This is a genomic window from Pseudoalteromonas sp. J010, from assembly GCF_003934235.1.
Lineage (GTDB): Bacteria > Pseudomonadota > Gammaproteobacteria > Enterobacterales > Alteromonadaceae > Pseudoalteromonas > Pseudoalteromonas peptidolytica.
Map to the genome: position 1 here is coordinate 24,251 of NZ_RDBW01000025.1, position 15,452 is coordinate 39,702.

Below are 15,452 nucleotides of genomic sequence, written 5' to 3' on the forward strand. Positions count from 1 at the left end.
TATGCTATTTTTCGCAGATAACCCCTTCATGTTGTAAAAGCCAACGTTTAGCCTCAATTCCACCTGCATACCCTGTCAGTTTGCCATTTGCGCCAATAATGCGATGACAGGGTACAATAATACTTATGGGATTTTTACCATTTGCAGCACCAACCGCCCTTACCGCGTTGGGGTTAGCTAATTGCTTGGCTATCCAACCATAGGAGTAAGTCGTGCCAAAGGGAACTTTCGCCAATACATGCCAAACCTGCTTTTGAAAGTCTGTACCTGCTACATCCAAAGACACATCAAACTGCTTACGCTTGCCTGCAAAGTACTCGCGTAATTGGCACTTCGCCATGGTTGAATGTTGATTCTCCCCGTACTCGTATCGCGTTTTTGGGAAGAAACCGACATAACTTAACCCCTTATCGGATGCTTGAATTATCCACTCGCCAACAGGTGACGCCAATGTAGTTTCTATCATAATAGTTGCCAAAGTTGAAAAGTTAAATAAGAACGAAACGGCGCACATTTGTCGACATTTATTGCTTGCTGCGACTTTTCTAGGGCTTTTTTTACCCCTAAGTCGCCGCCTAAATAAATATCAGGGTGACTCAATCCTCGCATTTTTGCATAATTCACAGTCCACGGACCAATCCCTTTTATATTTTGCCAACTATCAATGTCAACTTGTGGTTGTTCAACATATTGCTGCGCAAACGCGCGAACAGCAGCTTTACGACTTGCTGGCATATTAAAAAATACTAATTCGCTATCAAACACCGCCTGCGCTGATGGAAAATATTGCATGCCATCTTCGGTCTTCTCCCCAAGTTCACTCACCAGTAAGGTCAATAGGTTCTTTGCTGCCTGAACACTGATTTGTTGACCCAAAATGGCTCTGATCCCTGCTTCAAATTCGTCCCAAATTCCAGGCAATCTTAGCCCTTCTTGTAAACGTAAATCAGGCGCTGCTTTGCGAAGATGTGATTCGATAAAGTGTGTATCTGCATCTAAGTCTAGCACTCGCCTGATCTGTGCAATCATCGGCACTAATAATGATAAATCAGACAAGGTAACATCAACTTTAAAACGATGTTTGTGTGGTTCTATGGTTGCGCAAAAACGCCCTGTTATCCCCTGAACAGTGACAGTGCGACCATAACTTTGTTCATTCAACCATTCTAGATTTGAGACAATTCGTTTAGCCAAAAATTGCTGCATGCTTTGCCAATTATATGGAGGGCGGTAAGATAAATAAATTGAGATCAAAGCATCGCGGTTTGTTCCCTTTCTAAACCGGCTTGGTGATAACTGATATAACTTCTGAAACGCATCGTTAAATCGCCTCAATGACTTAAACCCTGCGGCAAAAGCAACTTGCGTTACAGGAAGGTCGGTTTGTTGCAACAGCTGTTTAGCCAAGTCACACTGCTTGTACAACGCATATTGTTTAGGGCTGGTACCGAAATAATGACTAAATATCTTATTGAGGTATCTGACGGATATACCTAGTCGCTCTGCTAAACATGAGGTTGAGCTGCGCAACAAAGCTCCCTCATCTATTAGCTTTTTAGCTCTGACAGCTGTCGTTTCTGTTCCAAGCCACGCATAACTTCCAGGCGCACTATCGGGGCGGCACCGAATACAAGGCCTAAAACCTGCTTGAGCAGCATTATGGGCAAACTGAAAGTATTCCACATTACTTTCTTTGGCAGCAGGTGCTGGACAAATTGGCCGACAATAAATACCGGTGCTTTTAACAGCAACAAAAAATAAGCCATCAAACCTAGCATCGCGGCTATTTCTGGCTTCAGAACAAACCTCTGGTGTATACATGACCGTAGCTCATACATCGTTTTGTATCAGTCTACTGGCTATGGAAGTCGCAAACTAGCCATTTTTGGCACTCAATCACATAAGTTATGATATTAATAAGTACAAAAGCAGGGGTTAGCATTGAGTTACGACCAGTACTAACTCCTGCGCTAAAAATGCAGCTCTATTTTTTAAAGTTAGGCCAGTTTACCGACGGCTTCGTTATATCTTCTTTCTACTTCTGACCAGTTTATAACATGATAAAAAGCGGCGATATATTCTGGGCGGCGGTTTTGATATTTAAGATAATAAGCGTGCTCCCACACGTCTAAGCCAAGGATAGGTGTTTGTTGAGCCATAAACGGACTGTCTTGATTAAGGCTACTTGTTATCAATAACTTGCCATCTTCATCAACCACTAACCATGCCCACCCACTACCAAAGCGGCTCACCGCGGCGTTGGTAAACTCTGTTTTAAATTGCTCATATCCACCGAGTTCCTGCTCTATCGCTTGTTTCAGCGCACCATCACCTAACGGGAGAAAATTAGGCGTCATTATTTGCCAAAATAAGCTGTGATTATCATGACCTCCAACGTGTTCTTGTACTGCTTTTTGCAAATTTTCTGGGAGGGCTTTTATGTTTCGCAGCAGACTTTCAGTGCTGTCATCAGCAAATTTTGTACCCTCGAGTGCCGCATTCGCTTTATTTATATATGTTTGATGATGCAAAGTATGATGGATCTCCATTGTCTTTGCGTCGATATGTGGTTCTAACGCGTCATAAGCATAAGGTAAATTAGGTAATGTAAAAGCCATTCGACCTCCAAGTTTTAGTGTAAAGCGCGCCCTCGTATATGCGTATTCAGCATCGCTTCGTTAATATGATGAATGAGCTCAGGTAGGTGTGGGTAACGTTTGGCAAAATGTATGAGTTCTTGACGCGTTTTATGCAAATGGTGAAGGGCAATAGCCGCGACTTCACTCTCCAACTGACTAAAAACTTCGTGCACTTTAAAATGAACAGAAGTGAGCTGTGCACAGGCACGATTAGGTTGTTCAAGCGCAATGAATGTGTCTGCAAGATTATGCGCCGATACCACTACTGCTGGCAAACTGTGCTCAATGGCACCAATCACGATATTATCTTTTTGGTACAATAAGAACTCGTCCAAAATCCGAGTAGCCAGTACCAATGCGGACTGATATTCATCGCGGGCACGCAAGAATGTTTGTGCTTTATATGCTTGATTACCCGACATTATTTTAGCTTGCCAAGGAGACAGCACAGCAGAAAACTCGCAAGTATCAGAGATTGTGTAGTTCGCATCGCCAACCATAGAACCTTTCATATTTAACCCTTATTTAACCTTAAGCTTTACCAGAAGCTAACCCGAGCTTAGACACACTATATGATCACAATAACACTAATGCAAACCATTTTTATTTACGTTAGCACAACTCAGAAAGTGAGAATAATTCCCGGGTAAGCTCCGCCGTATAGTGGTGTAGTGCTAACTTTTGAGTAAGACCATCGTTAAGATCTGGTGAGGTTTTTTGATAACATGGTCATCAATGACACTCTTTGAATGCGGGTGAGAACCACCCGCTTCATTTATTTATGATTGCTCCGTTTGGAGAATAGAGGATAGAACGCAGGCAATACAAACAGCGTCAGTAAAGTTGACGTGAATAATCCACCAACAATAACACTAGCAAGTGGCCTTTGAATTTCCGCCCCAACACCGGACGAAAACAACATTGGTATAAGCCCTAAAGCTGAGGTAATAGCGGTCATCAGTACGGGTCGTAAGCGAGAAGTAGCACCTTCAAATACACTATGATGTATAGCTTCACCTCTGGCGATACGTGCATTGATACTATCAACCATCACCACTCCATTGAGCACCGCAACACCGAATAAAGTAATAAACCCGACCGAACTTGGCACCGATAGGTACTGACCTGAAAGGTATAACGAAAATACCCCGCCAATCACCGCGAGGGGCACATTGACTAAAATGAGCAGAGCCTGTGCAATTGAGCCAAATGCTAAATAAAGTAGCAATGTGATCAATAATAAAGACATAGGGATAACCAAAGCCAGCCGTTGCTGAGCACGTTGCTGGTTTTCGAACTGGCCACCAATTTCAATCCCATAACCGCTAGGTAAATCAACTTTACTATCAATAGCTTTGCGAATATCGTTTACAACGCTCCCCATATCTCGACCTTGCACATTGGCTTGTATGACCACTCTACGCTGAACATCATCCCGCCTCACTTGGGGTGAACCAGATTGATACTCAACATGCGCCACATCAGACAGCCGGATCCAAGCGCCGGAACTTGATTGTATACGTATCTGTTCAATCGCCTCTTTAGTTTGGCGGTACTCAGGTGCTAAACGCACATATATGTCATAGCGCTCATTGCCATTGATAACTTGCCCAGCCTGCTTCCCCCCGATCCCATCTTGTACCAAGGTCATTACATCACTCACAGCCAGTCCATAGCGGGACAGAACTTGGCGCTTAGGTGTAACAACTAGCTGCGCTTCCCCTGTAACCTGTTCCAATTGTACGCTCTGTGTGCCTTCAACTTGTGACACTACGGCTTCTATTTCTTGGCCCTTTGTTGCTAATACTGCCAACTCTGGGCCAAACAGCTTTATGGCCAGCTGTGCCTTTACTCCTGAGAGTAATTCATCTACACGAGTGGCGATTGGCTGCGAGAAATTGAAAAGTAAGCCGGGATGCGCTTGCAGCTTTTCTTCCATCAGTGTTTGTAGCTCGTCTCGGCTGTGTGCACTTTGCCACAGTGCTACAGGTTGTAGTCCAACATAAATTTCAATATTATTTACAGGTTCAGGGTCGCCGCCAATCTCTGCGCGACCAATCCGGCTTAAGGCATAAGTTACTTCTGGAAATGTTAGTAATATTCTTTCTAGTTTAGGTGCAACATCAAGAGCAGTCTCTAGGCTTGCAGAGGGGGCTAAGGTAACCCTAAGGTTAATCGTTCCCTCCTCTAGCTCAGGCACAAACTCAGTGCCTATTTGAGTAAATGTGAAACCCGCCATCGCCGTGAGTGATAGAACAACCATAAGTAACGACTTTCGCCAGTACATTACTCGGCTTAAGCTCAGGCGATATGCTTTTTCTAATCGCGTCAGTACATAACTTTCTCTCTGTTCGACGCCAAATTTAAAAACATAAACAGCCAAAGCCGGTACAATCACTAATGCAACAAATACCGCAGCCACCACCGCCAAAATGATACTAATTGCCATAGGGTGAAATAACTTTGCCTCAACCCCTTCAAAGCTAAAAAGTGGCGTAAAAACAACTAAAATAATACTGGCAGCAAAAAAAATCGGCCTTGCAACTTCCTTTGAGGCAAGTTTTACGACTTGAATAATAGCGTTATCGCCCTTGGGATCGTTTTGTATGATACGTCTAAAGATGTTTTCTACCATTACAACCGAGCCATCGACTAACATCCCAATTGCCACTGCAATTCCCCCAAGCGACATCAAGTTAGCTGACACTCCATACCAAGCCATTACAAAAAGTGCCATCGCAATAGAGGTTGGGATAGATATAAGTACAAGAAAGGTCGCTCGAAGATTCATAAGAAATAGTGCCAGTACGACGACAATAAAAACAAAAGCCAATATTAGCGCTTTCACAACAGTGTGTACGGCTTTACTGATCAAATCTGATTGATCATAGAATGGCTCAAATATTACCCCTTCCGGTAATGCTTGATTTATCAGTGCAATACGACTTTGGATACTATCTATCGTGGTTTTAGTGTTGGCTCCCATTCTCTTAAGTACAATACCTGTAACAATTTCACCCAATTGTTCCACCTCGCCGGACTCTCGTTTTTTTGACATTGTTACAGCACCTTGGCGGATCTCAGCTCCGACAGAAACCGTCGCGACTTGTGCCACTTTCACAACAGTGCCATCTATGGTTTTGATTGGCGCATTAGCAATCTCTTCAACTCCCCGCTCACCACTTTTAAACCAACCTGTGCCCCTGAMCACTAACTGCGTTTGACCATGTTGCAGATACCAGCCCCCAACATTTTGGTTATTACGCTCTATCGCATTGATAACATCCTGCTGAGATAGCGCATAAGCTAGCAGCTTATTTGGATCGATATGAACTTGGTACTGGCGCACATCACCACCAAATGACAATACCTCTGTCACACCATCAATTGGCATTATTAATAGCTTTACGACCCAATCATTGAGGCTACGTAGCGCCATCGCATCATACTCAGCTCCCTCTTTAGTCCTAAGCATATACTGAAATATTTGCCCAAGTCCTGATGTATTAGGACCCATTTCAGGCGTGCCAACGCCATCGGGAATAAGTGCTTTTGCAGCTTCTAATCGTTCGAATACCAGCTGCCTTGCAAAATAGATATCAGTGCCTTCTTTAAATACAACTGTTACACCAGATAACCCTGTTTTGGAAATAGAACGTACTTGCTCCACATCTGGCAGGGCATACATAGTTGCCTCAATTGGATATGTGATCAATTGTTCAACTTCTTCTGCTGCAAGCCCAGGAGCTTCTGTGTTAACCGCGACCTGTACATTGGTGACATCAGGAAACGCATCCAAATTAAGTTTGGGAGTACTGGCAGCGGATACCGCAACAATCACTATTAAGAACAGCACGCTGAGTAGCCGGTTATTTACTGACAAGTCGATTATTCTATTAAACATCATGAAGCTTCCTCAGTGATTATGTGGATCAAAGCCTGCCTTCGCCTGCTCTGATGCAATAAAAAACGCACCGTTGATTGCAATACGTTGACCTGGACTTAATCCAATAATTTCAACCTGTTCACCAAAACGTTCGCCCAGTTGCACTTCTTTGGGATAAAACGTACCTGGCGAGGCTTCAACATAGACCACCCAATCACCATCAGTGCTGCGATTTAGCGCATCATCAGGTACAGCTATAGCTTGTGCTGTTGAAGGGATACGGAAATAAACATTAACAAACATACCGGCATGCAGTTTGTGTTCTGAGTTTTTTACCAACAGGCGTACCCGTCGAGTTCGAGTGATTGGATCTAGTGTGTGGGCTTCTTGAATAACTTGGGCTTCGTGATCTTTGCCTTCAACATTAACCCATGCTTTTATATCGGACGTTAATTTAAGTTGTGAACTCGGTTGTATCTGCGCATCTACCCATAACTCGTTTTCATCGGAGATCGCCATTAAGGTTTTGCCTGCTGTGACATGCTGCCCTTGAGTGAATGAGTCTTGAGTCACAATCCCTGCACGCTGGGCAACTAAGGTATAGTGCCCAAACTCACTTGCTGGTTTATGTTTAATTGCATCGATCGCTGTACCTTCGACTCCCAGTGCTACTAACCTCGAATAAGCGGCACTAAAGTCAGCATTCGCTTGAACACGTGCTCGCTCACTAATGGCTGTTGAACTCAAGCGTTTAACTCTATCCCACTGCGTTGACGCAATTAGATATTGTGACTGTGCTTGCGCCATCGCTTCGGAAAACAAAGTGATCAAAGGCTCATTAACCTCGACCATTGAACCTAATGTGGTATGGCGCTCCAGTACAATAGAGTCCACTCGAGGTGCAACAAGATAGCTGGTATAACCATTAGCTTTCACTTCACCTGGCGCAAAATAGAGTCGCTCATGGTGTTGCAATTGTAGCGTTTCGATTTTAACTCCAGCAAAATCTAGTTGTTGTTGGGTGAGAACGATTTGATTGTCATTTTCATGCACAGCGTGGTCACCATCATCATGACTTTCACCTGCATATACAGATGAGCTAGACATCGCCGTGAACATTAAACAGAAAGTGCAATTTTTTAAGATTTGCATTTGACACTCTTATATTGTGAAACGCGCTTACCCTGCGGTTTGAATGAGGCATAAATTTAATGTGAGCTTAATACCGCTAAGTGAGCTCATTCCTTATTCAAAATTTGGGTGCTACCAATTCGCTTAATTGATATTTACCACACGTTTAAAATGGTTCTGTTGTAATACGAGGAGCGATGTAATACCCGCACAACAGCTCAAACTCGTAAACAAGCTTCGACTTTATACCAATTTGCTTAATTAAGTGGTTTATTTTTAGGCGAACCACTGTTGGCGATAACACCGCTTGCACGTGTTGTAATCGCCAAATTTGCTCATTTAATTGAGCCGCTTTGGGACAAAATGGTATTGAAAAAAGTGGGCGCTATATCAGAAAAGTGATACCAATTTGCTTAATTAAGTGATCTATTTTGAGGCGAAAAAATCTTGTCGATAACTAGGCAAAAATTYTGCTATTTAGTTGTTCTAAATGAGAAATTTTTAACGTGGTTAGCGTCAGATTTACTCCTTCAAATTGAGCAAGTATTAAGTCAAATTGGTATGAAACCAAAGCCAAGTCGATAAATTAATGCAATTGACATGAATGCGACTGAGGCTGACCTTTTGGTATAGCGCTTTATTGGGCAGTATCATCAAAGAACACAAAAGACATTAGCTTTATAAAAAATCAAAAAATAGGATCAGTAAAAAGCTAATATCAACGACACAATGTTCGTTGATTGCTACTGCTTAAACGATTGGGGGGCGGTGAGTTTGCTCAACAAAAGTACGAACTTTGGCAGGAGCCTGACTATAGGCTTCGCTGTGAGTATACACAGAAAGCGCTATTGGAGATTTCACAATGACTATCGTTAAATGTGTGCCACTGCAATGGCCACAGTGGTGGCAATCCTGAGTATGGTGTTCTTTATTCTCCATGCTAGCGTCTTCAGCATGGTCATGAGGTTGCTGCAAGTGAGCTATTTCTATTTGGTGGAGGCTAGCTTCAGACGCAAAAAGGTTGACGGACTGAACCGATACCAGTAGCACCAATATCAACATAATCAGTTTTGCCAAACCTGCCCTGCACCTAATTTAGAAATTTCCTTAAATTTACCACTTACTTATAGCGTGTCAATAGCAGCTTAATATTTAATCTTTAATAAATTTGGCATTACTCACTTTTTATTCAAAGTGAAATAACAATAATTTGTATTGGCAGGCCATAACATCAACTTAAATGCGAATTATAATCAATATATAACACCCTGTTTTATAAAGATTTTTTATTGACACTCAAAATTAATTCGTTAGACTAGCGACATATTCATAGTTTGAGGTAACAGCATGCAAGGTAAACAAAAAGTCATTGACGCATTTAATAAGCTATTAGCCAACGAGCTTGCAGCTATCGATCAGTATTTCATTCATTCACGCATGTATGAAGACTGGGGTCTAGATAAACTTTATCAGCGCCTCGAACATGAACGTGAAGAGGAAACTACCCACGCAGATTGGCTAATCAAGCGTATTCTATTCTTAGAAGGCGTTCCAGACATGACTAAGCGTCGTGATCTACTGATAGGTAAAGACGTAAAGTCCATGATGCAGAATGATTTAAAATTAGAGCTAGAGGTGGTTGAGTGTGTCAAAGACGCAATAAAAATCTGTGAAGAGGAACAAGATTATCAATCGCGTGAAACCCTCGAAAAGTTATTATTCGATACCGAAGAAGATCATGTTTACTGGCTTGAACAGCAGATCCGACTGATTGATCTTATTGGTGCGCCTAATTATATCCAATCTCAGCTTTAAAGAAGGAACCGACTATGAAAGGTGATAAAGACGTCATCATAGCGCTGAACAAAGTGCTCGCCAATGAGTTAGTTGGTATCAACCAATACTTTCTGCATGCACGCATGTTTAAAGATTTTGGTTTTTCACAGCTTGATAAGGCAGACTATAAAGTATCAATTCAAAAAATGAAGAACGCCGATCGCTTGATTGAACGTATTTTATTTCTAGAAGGATTGCCAAATCTACAAGATTTAGGTCGATTACAAATAGGTGAAAATAGTGCTGAAATGATCGACTGTAATATGACGTTTGAGCAAACGTCTTTGGTAGATTTACAAGCAGCAATTAAGCTCTGTGAAGAGAAGCAAGATTATATCAGCCGCGAGGCGCTCGACAAAATTCAAAATGAGCAAGAAGAACAAATAGATTGGCTGGAGACTCAGCAGCACCTGATCAAAGTGATGGGTATTGAGAACTACCTTCAGTCTCAACTGTAGATTGAAACACAACGATGGTTGCGTATAGTTTAGTTACGCAACCTGTTCGGTAACATCAACGATTGCAATTAGCTTTTCATTTAATATCTTCTTTGCACAGTTACAACACTTACCACACTGCGTTCCTACTGATAATGTCTGGCTAAGATCGCGCATCGAGCGAGCACCCTCGTCGATAGTTTCTGCAATCTTTTTATCTGTCACTCCATGGCAAATACATACGTACATAAATAAAAACCAATCTCAAACTCATTAACTGGAATCAGTTTAATCTAAACGATAACAATTATCAACAGTATCATTATCGATAAATAAGAATAATTTTCTTTTCACTAAAAGAGGTAGGGGCTATCCCCTGCAATCATAGCTGTAAACAAAGATGATCCGTTACTTCCGACTACACATTGCATCTATCAATTTGCTGTTGAGGTTAGCAGGACTTAATATCAATTAGACTTGATACTTGCTCAATTTGAGGGAGTAAATCTGACGCTAACCGCGTTAAAAATTGCTCATTTAGAACAACGAAATAGCAAAACTTTTGCCTTGCCTATATGGATGTAGGTACCTTAGCGAAAGCAGGACGCGGTAGCGGAGTTATCGACAAAATTTTCTCGCCTCAAAATAAGCCACGTAATAAAGATAATTGGTATAAGCAGATAGAAAAAAAGCTGCTAACCTCTAGGGCATCAGCAAAGCAACGTATAATTGAACCACGCACAACAACAAAGCTTTTGAACAATAGTCCTATGACAAAATGATGTCGCACTATGTCAGCACAAACAAGGTATATAAAATGTTAAGGTTATTGTGAAGTAGTGATATTTCTTGTTGATCTTTCGATAATAATTCCGCTAGACTTCGCGTCTCAGCTGAAGCGTTATAAAAGTAGATCATAACAGCTTGTTTTTATGATTTCGGATTAAAGGACTAAGCCAGATTGGATATAGAAAGGTCTTTTAATGAAACAAACGCTATTGTGTTTTTTAATATTATTTTTTTATTGCTGCATAATTCCCCCCAGCCATGCCCACAATGTTAGCCTGCACACCTCTAGGCTGTCCGTCGAAGAGGGCCTGAGTCAGTCAGCCATTACCGCTATCACTCAAGACAAATATGGCTTTATTTGGATTGGCACTTTGCAGGGCTTAAACAGATATGACGGCAATACAGTAACCAATATTAACACCAGCGCTAATTTGAATGAGCAAGAAATCGTCGGCCTTTTTCCCCTATCAGAAAATAACATCTTAGTTTCTACGCGAATGAATGGTGCTTTTTTACTTGATATTAATAGCTATAAAACCAAACATATTTACAAAGGCAAACACATAGATAGCAATGGCTTCCCTATACCAATCACGACCGCTATCCCTCATAAAAATAATATCCTGTTTGCAATAAACAGTGTTCTTTACAGCTTAAATCTCGATACGCTTCGCTCTAGAGCGCTCGTTCACCTCGATGCTGATAAGCATATCCGCGCAATTACGCTCGTAGACAACTTTGTTGCAGTTGGAACAACTGAAGGGCTTTTTACCTACTCACTCGCAAGTGGACAACTAACTGAAATTAAATATAACCAATCTAATTCCGAACTATCGCGCAATGTTAAATTGTTAAAAAAAGACTCCGCTTTGGGTCTTTTGGTTGGGACTGTCGAAGGGCTATTCGTAGTTCCGTTAAGCAAGGAAGGCTTAGTCGTATCCAAAAGTTATAAATTGGTTTCTGATAAAAATATATGGGGACACCAAATCACGCCATACGGAGAGTTTATTGCAACTGAACATGGCTTGTATTCAATAGATAGAACAGGCAAAAGTAGCGAGAAAGTGCTGTCTTTAACTGAAAGTAAGTATCATATAGCAGATCCGAGTATCACTCAGCTTTACGCTGATAAACACCACAATTTGTGGCTGGGTACTCATAACAGTGGCGTGTACTTTTGGCCGTCTAACTCATTACGATTTCGCCCTATCGCTGCAGTGCAGGATAAATTCACCAATAACAATATCTGGTCAATTGCCACCACTGACAATCGTACAATACTACTTGGCACAGAAAATGGCATCAATGAGTTTGACGCTCGTAGCCATCAGTTCATCACCACTTATCTACAAAATAGAGAACCCAAAGCTGTATATGGTAGCAATGCAGTTTTCACGGTCATGAAGTCTCAGCATTTACCGACACAGACTTACCTGATCCAGAGCGCATCAAAGACCTCATTATTCAACACTAAAACAAGAAAGATTCAGCATATTCCAACACCAGATGGCACGCTCTTTTCTCGCTATGGCTGGGGGATGGCAAAATATTCAGAACGTTACTTTCCTTTTATCAGTAGCGATGGTTATTACGAATATGATGCTAAAGATAACATTGTACGCAAGCTCATTGGCTTGTCGAAGCAGCTACCGACATCTGAAAACTTTTTAATGCTACCACCAATATTTGGTGATAATTCAAACTATTGGATTAGCACAGATCAAGGTCTATTAAGATATAACAAAGCAACCAATACGCTTAATACTGTGTATCAACCACCGAGTGACTCACCATCTTTTGCAATCACCAGCTGGCGTAGCACCTCCTCGGGTCAACTATGGCTCGCGACATCAACACAAGGGTTGATACAGCTGAATCAAACAACCTTTGAAACAGAGCTGCATCTAACCACTAAACAGGGGCTACCAAGTAACACCCTATACACTGTCTTAATCGATACAAATGGCATCGTGTGGTCGAGTAGTCAAAGAGGGCTTATCAGGTTTGATCCTACAAGTAAAAATTTACAAATCTTTGCAATGCCTCAAGGATTACCCAGCTCCGAGTTTAACGGTGGTGCAGCTGCAACATCTCACACTGGCGAACTATTATTTGGCACTGTAAACGGCGCCGTGCAATTTAATCCAGATCAGTTTCTAGACAGCCCTAATCCCACGAGAAACCTACGACTAACCCAAATAGATGTGCTGAGCCAGCAACGACGCTATATAGCACCGAACGAAATAGCAAACGCATTAGATTTTAGATTCGACGATATGGGCATTGAGTTACAATTTTCAGATTTTAATTTTAATGCCTACCATCAGCCACAATATCAAGCGCAGTTAAACGGCAAAAGTCATTCATCACTTTCAAATTTAAAAGGAAACAAGCTATTTTTAAATCAAGTGGCACCAGGTAATTACACTCTGGCCATATCTGCACACTCAATGGTTAATGATAACTCACAAGCGAGTGTAGATTTGGAGTTCAGCGTTGCTTATTCACCATGGCGTTCACCTCTCTCTATTGCTTTATATTGCCTTGCTGCTGCTCTACTATTGGTCTTTTTTGTGATTAAACATAAACAAAAGCAACGGCAACTAAAAACCGCTTTAAAGGCCGTTACTCAAGCAAGTGAACAAACAAAACTGGCTCTGCGCTCAACTCAAAGCGGCGTATGGTCAGCTAACATATCAACAAGAAAAATTACTCAACAACGTGCGCTAGCATTGGGGTTTGAGGCTGAGGCGATGACACTTCAAGATCACTACAATGCTATTCACCCTGATGACCGGGAGTTAGTTGAGCGTGCTTGGAGGAAATTCATTGCGAACCCGACAAAAGAGCAGCTCTCCCTATCTTATCGGCTACGTTGTAATGACGATAACTGGCATTGGTTTCACGACTTTGGCCAAGTAGCTGAGTTTGACGCATCGGGAAAGGCGGTAGAGCTACATGGCATATACACGAATGTAACCACGCAAAAAGCACATCAAATGCGTGCAAATATGCTTGGTGAAGCATTCAGCCAAGTAAATGACTGGATTTTAATTCTCGACCCTCGCTTACAGCCAATTTCTGTAAATAGTAGCTTTTGCAAAGCCTTCCAATTGCAAGAAGATGAAGCATTAAGTACCTTAACTGCAGAGCGTTTTATTAACGCAATAGGAGAAACGCGCTTTCAAGGGCTCATTGGCAAGCTCAAATCGCTCGGCCCAAACCAATATTTACGACAAGAGGTTCAAGTAACTGATAGCTGGGATAACCTTCATCCAGTCCAACTTAGTATCAGTGCTGTTTCAAAAGACAATATCACGCTTGAGTACTTTGTCGTCGTGGTGACAGATCTCACTGAGCAGAAAAAAGCCGAAAATGAATTAAGGTATCTGGCAAATTATGACGCACTAACACAATTACCTAATCGCAGCTTAATGTTACAACACATTGAATTTGCGATTTTCAATGCGAGCAACAACCATCAAAGTTGCGTCCTGCTCTTTCTCGATTTAGATAGATTTAAACCAATAAATGATGCTTATGGTCATCGGATTGGAGATAAATTATTGATTGCAATCACCAATAGAATTCAAGAGCAGCTCAATGATGACTGTATCCTCGCACGTCAAAGTGGTGATGAGTTTCTGGTTCTCATCAAGTCCTTTGCAAGCATTGAGATTGTGAGTGATGTTGTCAAACGATTGGTACAGCGGATCCCTGAACGCATAGAGATTGATGGAATTACTATGAGTGTTTCTGCAAGTATCGGGATCGCTGTTTATCCATTCGATGCACCAGATTCAGATACCCTAATTAGAAATGCAGACATTGCGATGATCCATGCAAAACAGTCTGGACGTAATGCTTTTAAGTTCTTTACTGAGTCCATGAATGCAGAAATCAGCAAAAAGCTGAAGCTTGAAACCGCAATGAAAACAGCAGTAAAGGGCAATGCGTTTTTTAATCACTATCAGCCTATAATCAACACCACAACGGGACACCTTGCAGGCGTTGAGTTACTTCTGCGTTGGGATCATGATGGTGAGAGGATCCCTCCGAGTGACTTTATCCCTATCGCAGAAGAAAATGGACTGATAGAAGTACTAACTGAACAAGCCCTTCTCAGAGCTTTATCCGAGTTGAGACCTTTATTTGAACAGTCGCCGAATTTCTATTTATCAATCAATTTAAGCGCAGTGCATATTCTACGATCAGATATTGCCTACCAATTCAGTGAAGTACTTCAGGCACATGGCCTGACCAGCAACAATTTAAGACTAGAAATAACAGAGTCAATATTTATGTCTGATTTAGTTAAAGCGCGCGCTACAATAAATGAAATGAAACGTGCTAATTTTGTTTTGTTATTAGATGACTTTGGTACCGGCTTTTCGTCTCTTACCTACCTTAATGAGTTTCCCTTGGACTTTATTAAAATCGATCAAGGATTCGTTAGAAATATGACTGAAAAGCCAGCAAATAAATCAATTATTAGAACTATCCATTTACTCGCGCAAAGCTTGAATATGAAATGTATAGCCGAGGGTGTTGAAAACGAACATCAACTGAGCTATTTACGCGATGTGGGGTGTGAGTATATGCAAGGCTATTTCTTTGCCAAACCCATGGCCATCAAGGCACTTCTCGAGTTTTATACCCAACATGAAAGCGCTCGGGAATAATACCAATTAGACTTAACACTTAATCAATTTGAAGGAGTAAATCTGACGCTAA

Annotated in this window: 11 protein-coding genes; 3 read left to right on the forward strand and 8 right to left on the reverse strand. The window is 41.6% G+C overall.

From position 1 onward, the window contains the following. Positions 1-4: 4 nt before the first annotated feature. From EAG18_RS14190 to EAG18_RS14220, 7 genes are all read right to left on the reverse strand, one after another. A complete protein-coding gene (locus EAG18_RS14190; protein ID WP_125253034.1) occupies positions 5-466 on the reverse strand; it encodes a methylated-DNA--[protein]-cysteine S-methyltransferase in 462 nt (153 codons plus the stop codon). Continuing rightward, a complete protein-coding gene (locus tag EAG18_RS14195; protein WP_125253035.1) occupies positions 463-1,821 on the reverse strand; it encodes an AlkA N-terminal domain-containing protein in 1,359 nt (452 codons plus the stop codon). The genes EAG18_RS14190 and EAG18_RS14195 overlap by 4 nt, the downstream gene beginning before the upstream one ends. Before the next feature lie 176 nt (positions 1,822-1,997). Further along, the gene (locus EAG18_RS14200; protein WP_125253036.1) at positions 1,998-2,618 is read right to left on the reverse strand and encodes a superoxide dismutase; all 621 of its coding nucleotides are present in this window, start codon (positions 2,616-2,618) and stop codon (positions 1,998-2,000) included. A 14-nt stretch (positions 2,619-2,632) separates the two neighbouring features. Beyond that, complete coding sequence (locus EAG18_RS14205; protein ID WP_125253037.1) at positions 2,633-3,151, reverse strand: hypothetical protein; 519 nt, start codon at positions 3,149-3,151, stop codon at positions 2,633-2,635. A 263-nt stretch (positions 3,152-3,414) separates the two neighbouring features. After that, a complete protein-coding gene (locus EAG18_RS14210) occupies positions 3,415-6,543 on the reverse strand; it encodes a CusA/CzcA family heavy metal efflux RND transporter (RefSeq protein ID WP_125253068.1) in 3,129 nt (1,042 codons plus the stop codon). A 12-nt stretch (positions 6,544-6,555) separates the two neighbouring features. Beyond that, positions 6,556-7,677, reverse strand: a complete 1,122-nt coding sequence (locus EAG18_RS14215) for an efflux RND transporter periplasmic adaptor subunit (RefSeq protein ID WP_125253038.1) — start codon at positions 7,675-7,677, stop codon at positions 6,556-6,558. Positions 7,678-8,406: 729 nt separating this feature from the next. Beyond that, positions 8,407-8,733, reverse strand: a complete 327-nt coding sequence (locus EAG18_RS14220) for a hypothetical protein (RefSeq protein ID WP_125253039.1) — start codon at positions 8,731-8,733, stop codon at positions 8,407-8,409. Positions 8,734-9,003: 270 nt separating this feature from the next. Between EAG18_RS14220 and bfr (EAG18_RS14225) the strand changes: the two genes are divergently transcribed. After that, positions 9,004-9,471 (forward strand): bacterioferritin, encoded by a 468-nt coding sequence (gene bfr / locus EAG18_RS14225; protein ID WP_125253040.1) that lies wholly within the window; start codon positions 9,004-9,006, stop codon positions 9,469-9,471. 14 nt (positions 9,472-9,485) lie between these two features. Continuing rightward, on the forward strand, positions 9,486-9,950 hold the full coding sequence (gene bfr / locus EAG18_RS14230) for a bacterioferritin (protein ID WP_125253041.1): 465 nt from the start codon (positions 9,486-9,488) through the stop codon (positions 9,948-9,950). 33 nt (positions 9,951-9,983) lie between these two features. Here the strand turns inward: bfr (EAG18_RS14230) and EAG18_RS14235 are convergent, their stop codons facing one another. Continuing rightward, positions 9,984-10,178 carry a (2Fe-2S)-binding protein gene (locus EAG18_RS14235; RefSeq protein WP_125253042.1) on the reverse strand — a complete coding sequence of 65 codons (195 nt, stop codon included), beginning with the start codon at positions 10,176-10,178 and terminating at the stop codon, positions 9,984-9,986. Positions 10,179-10,912: 734 nt separating this feature from the next. On the opposite strand from EAG18_RS14235, the gene EAG18_RS14240 reads away from it, so the two are divergent. After that, positions 10,913-15,400 (forward strand): EAL domain-containing protein, encoded by a 4,488-nt coding sequence (locus tag EAG18_RS14240; RefSeq protein WP_125253043.1) that lies wholly within the window; start codon positions 10,913-10,915, stop codon positions 15,398-15,400. Positions 15,401-15,452 lie beyond the last annotated feature (52 nt).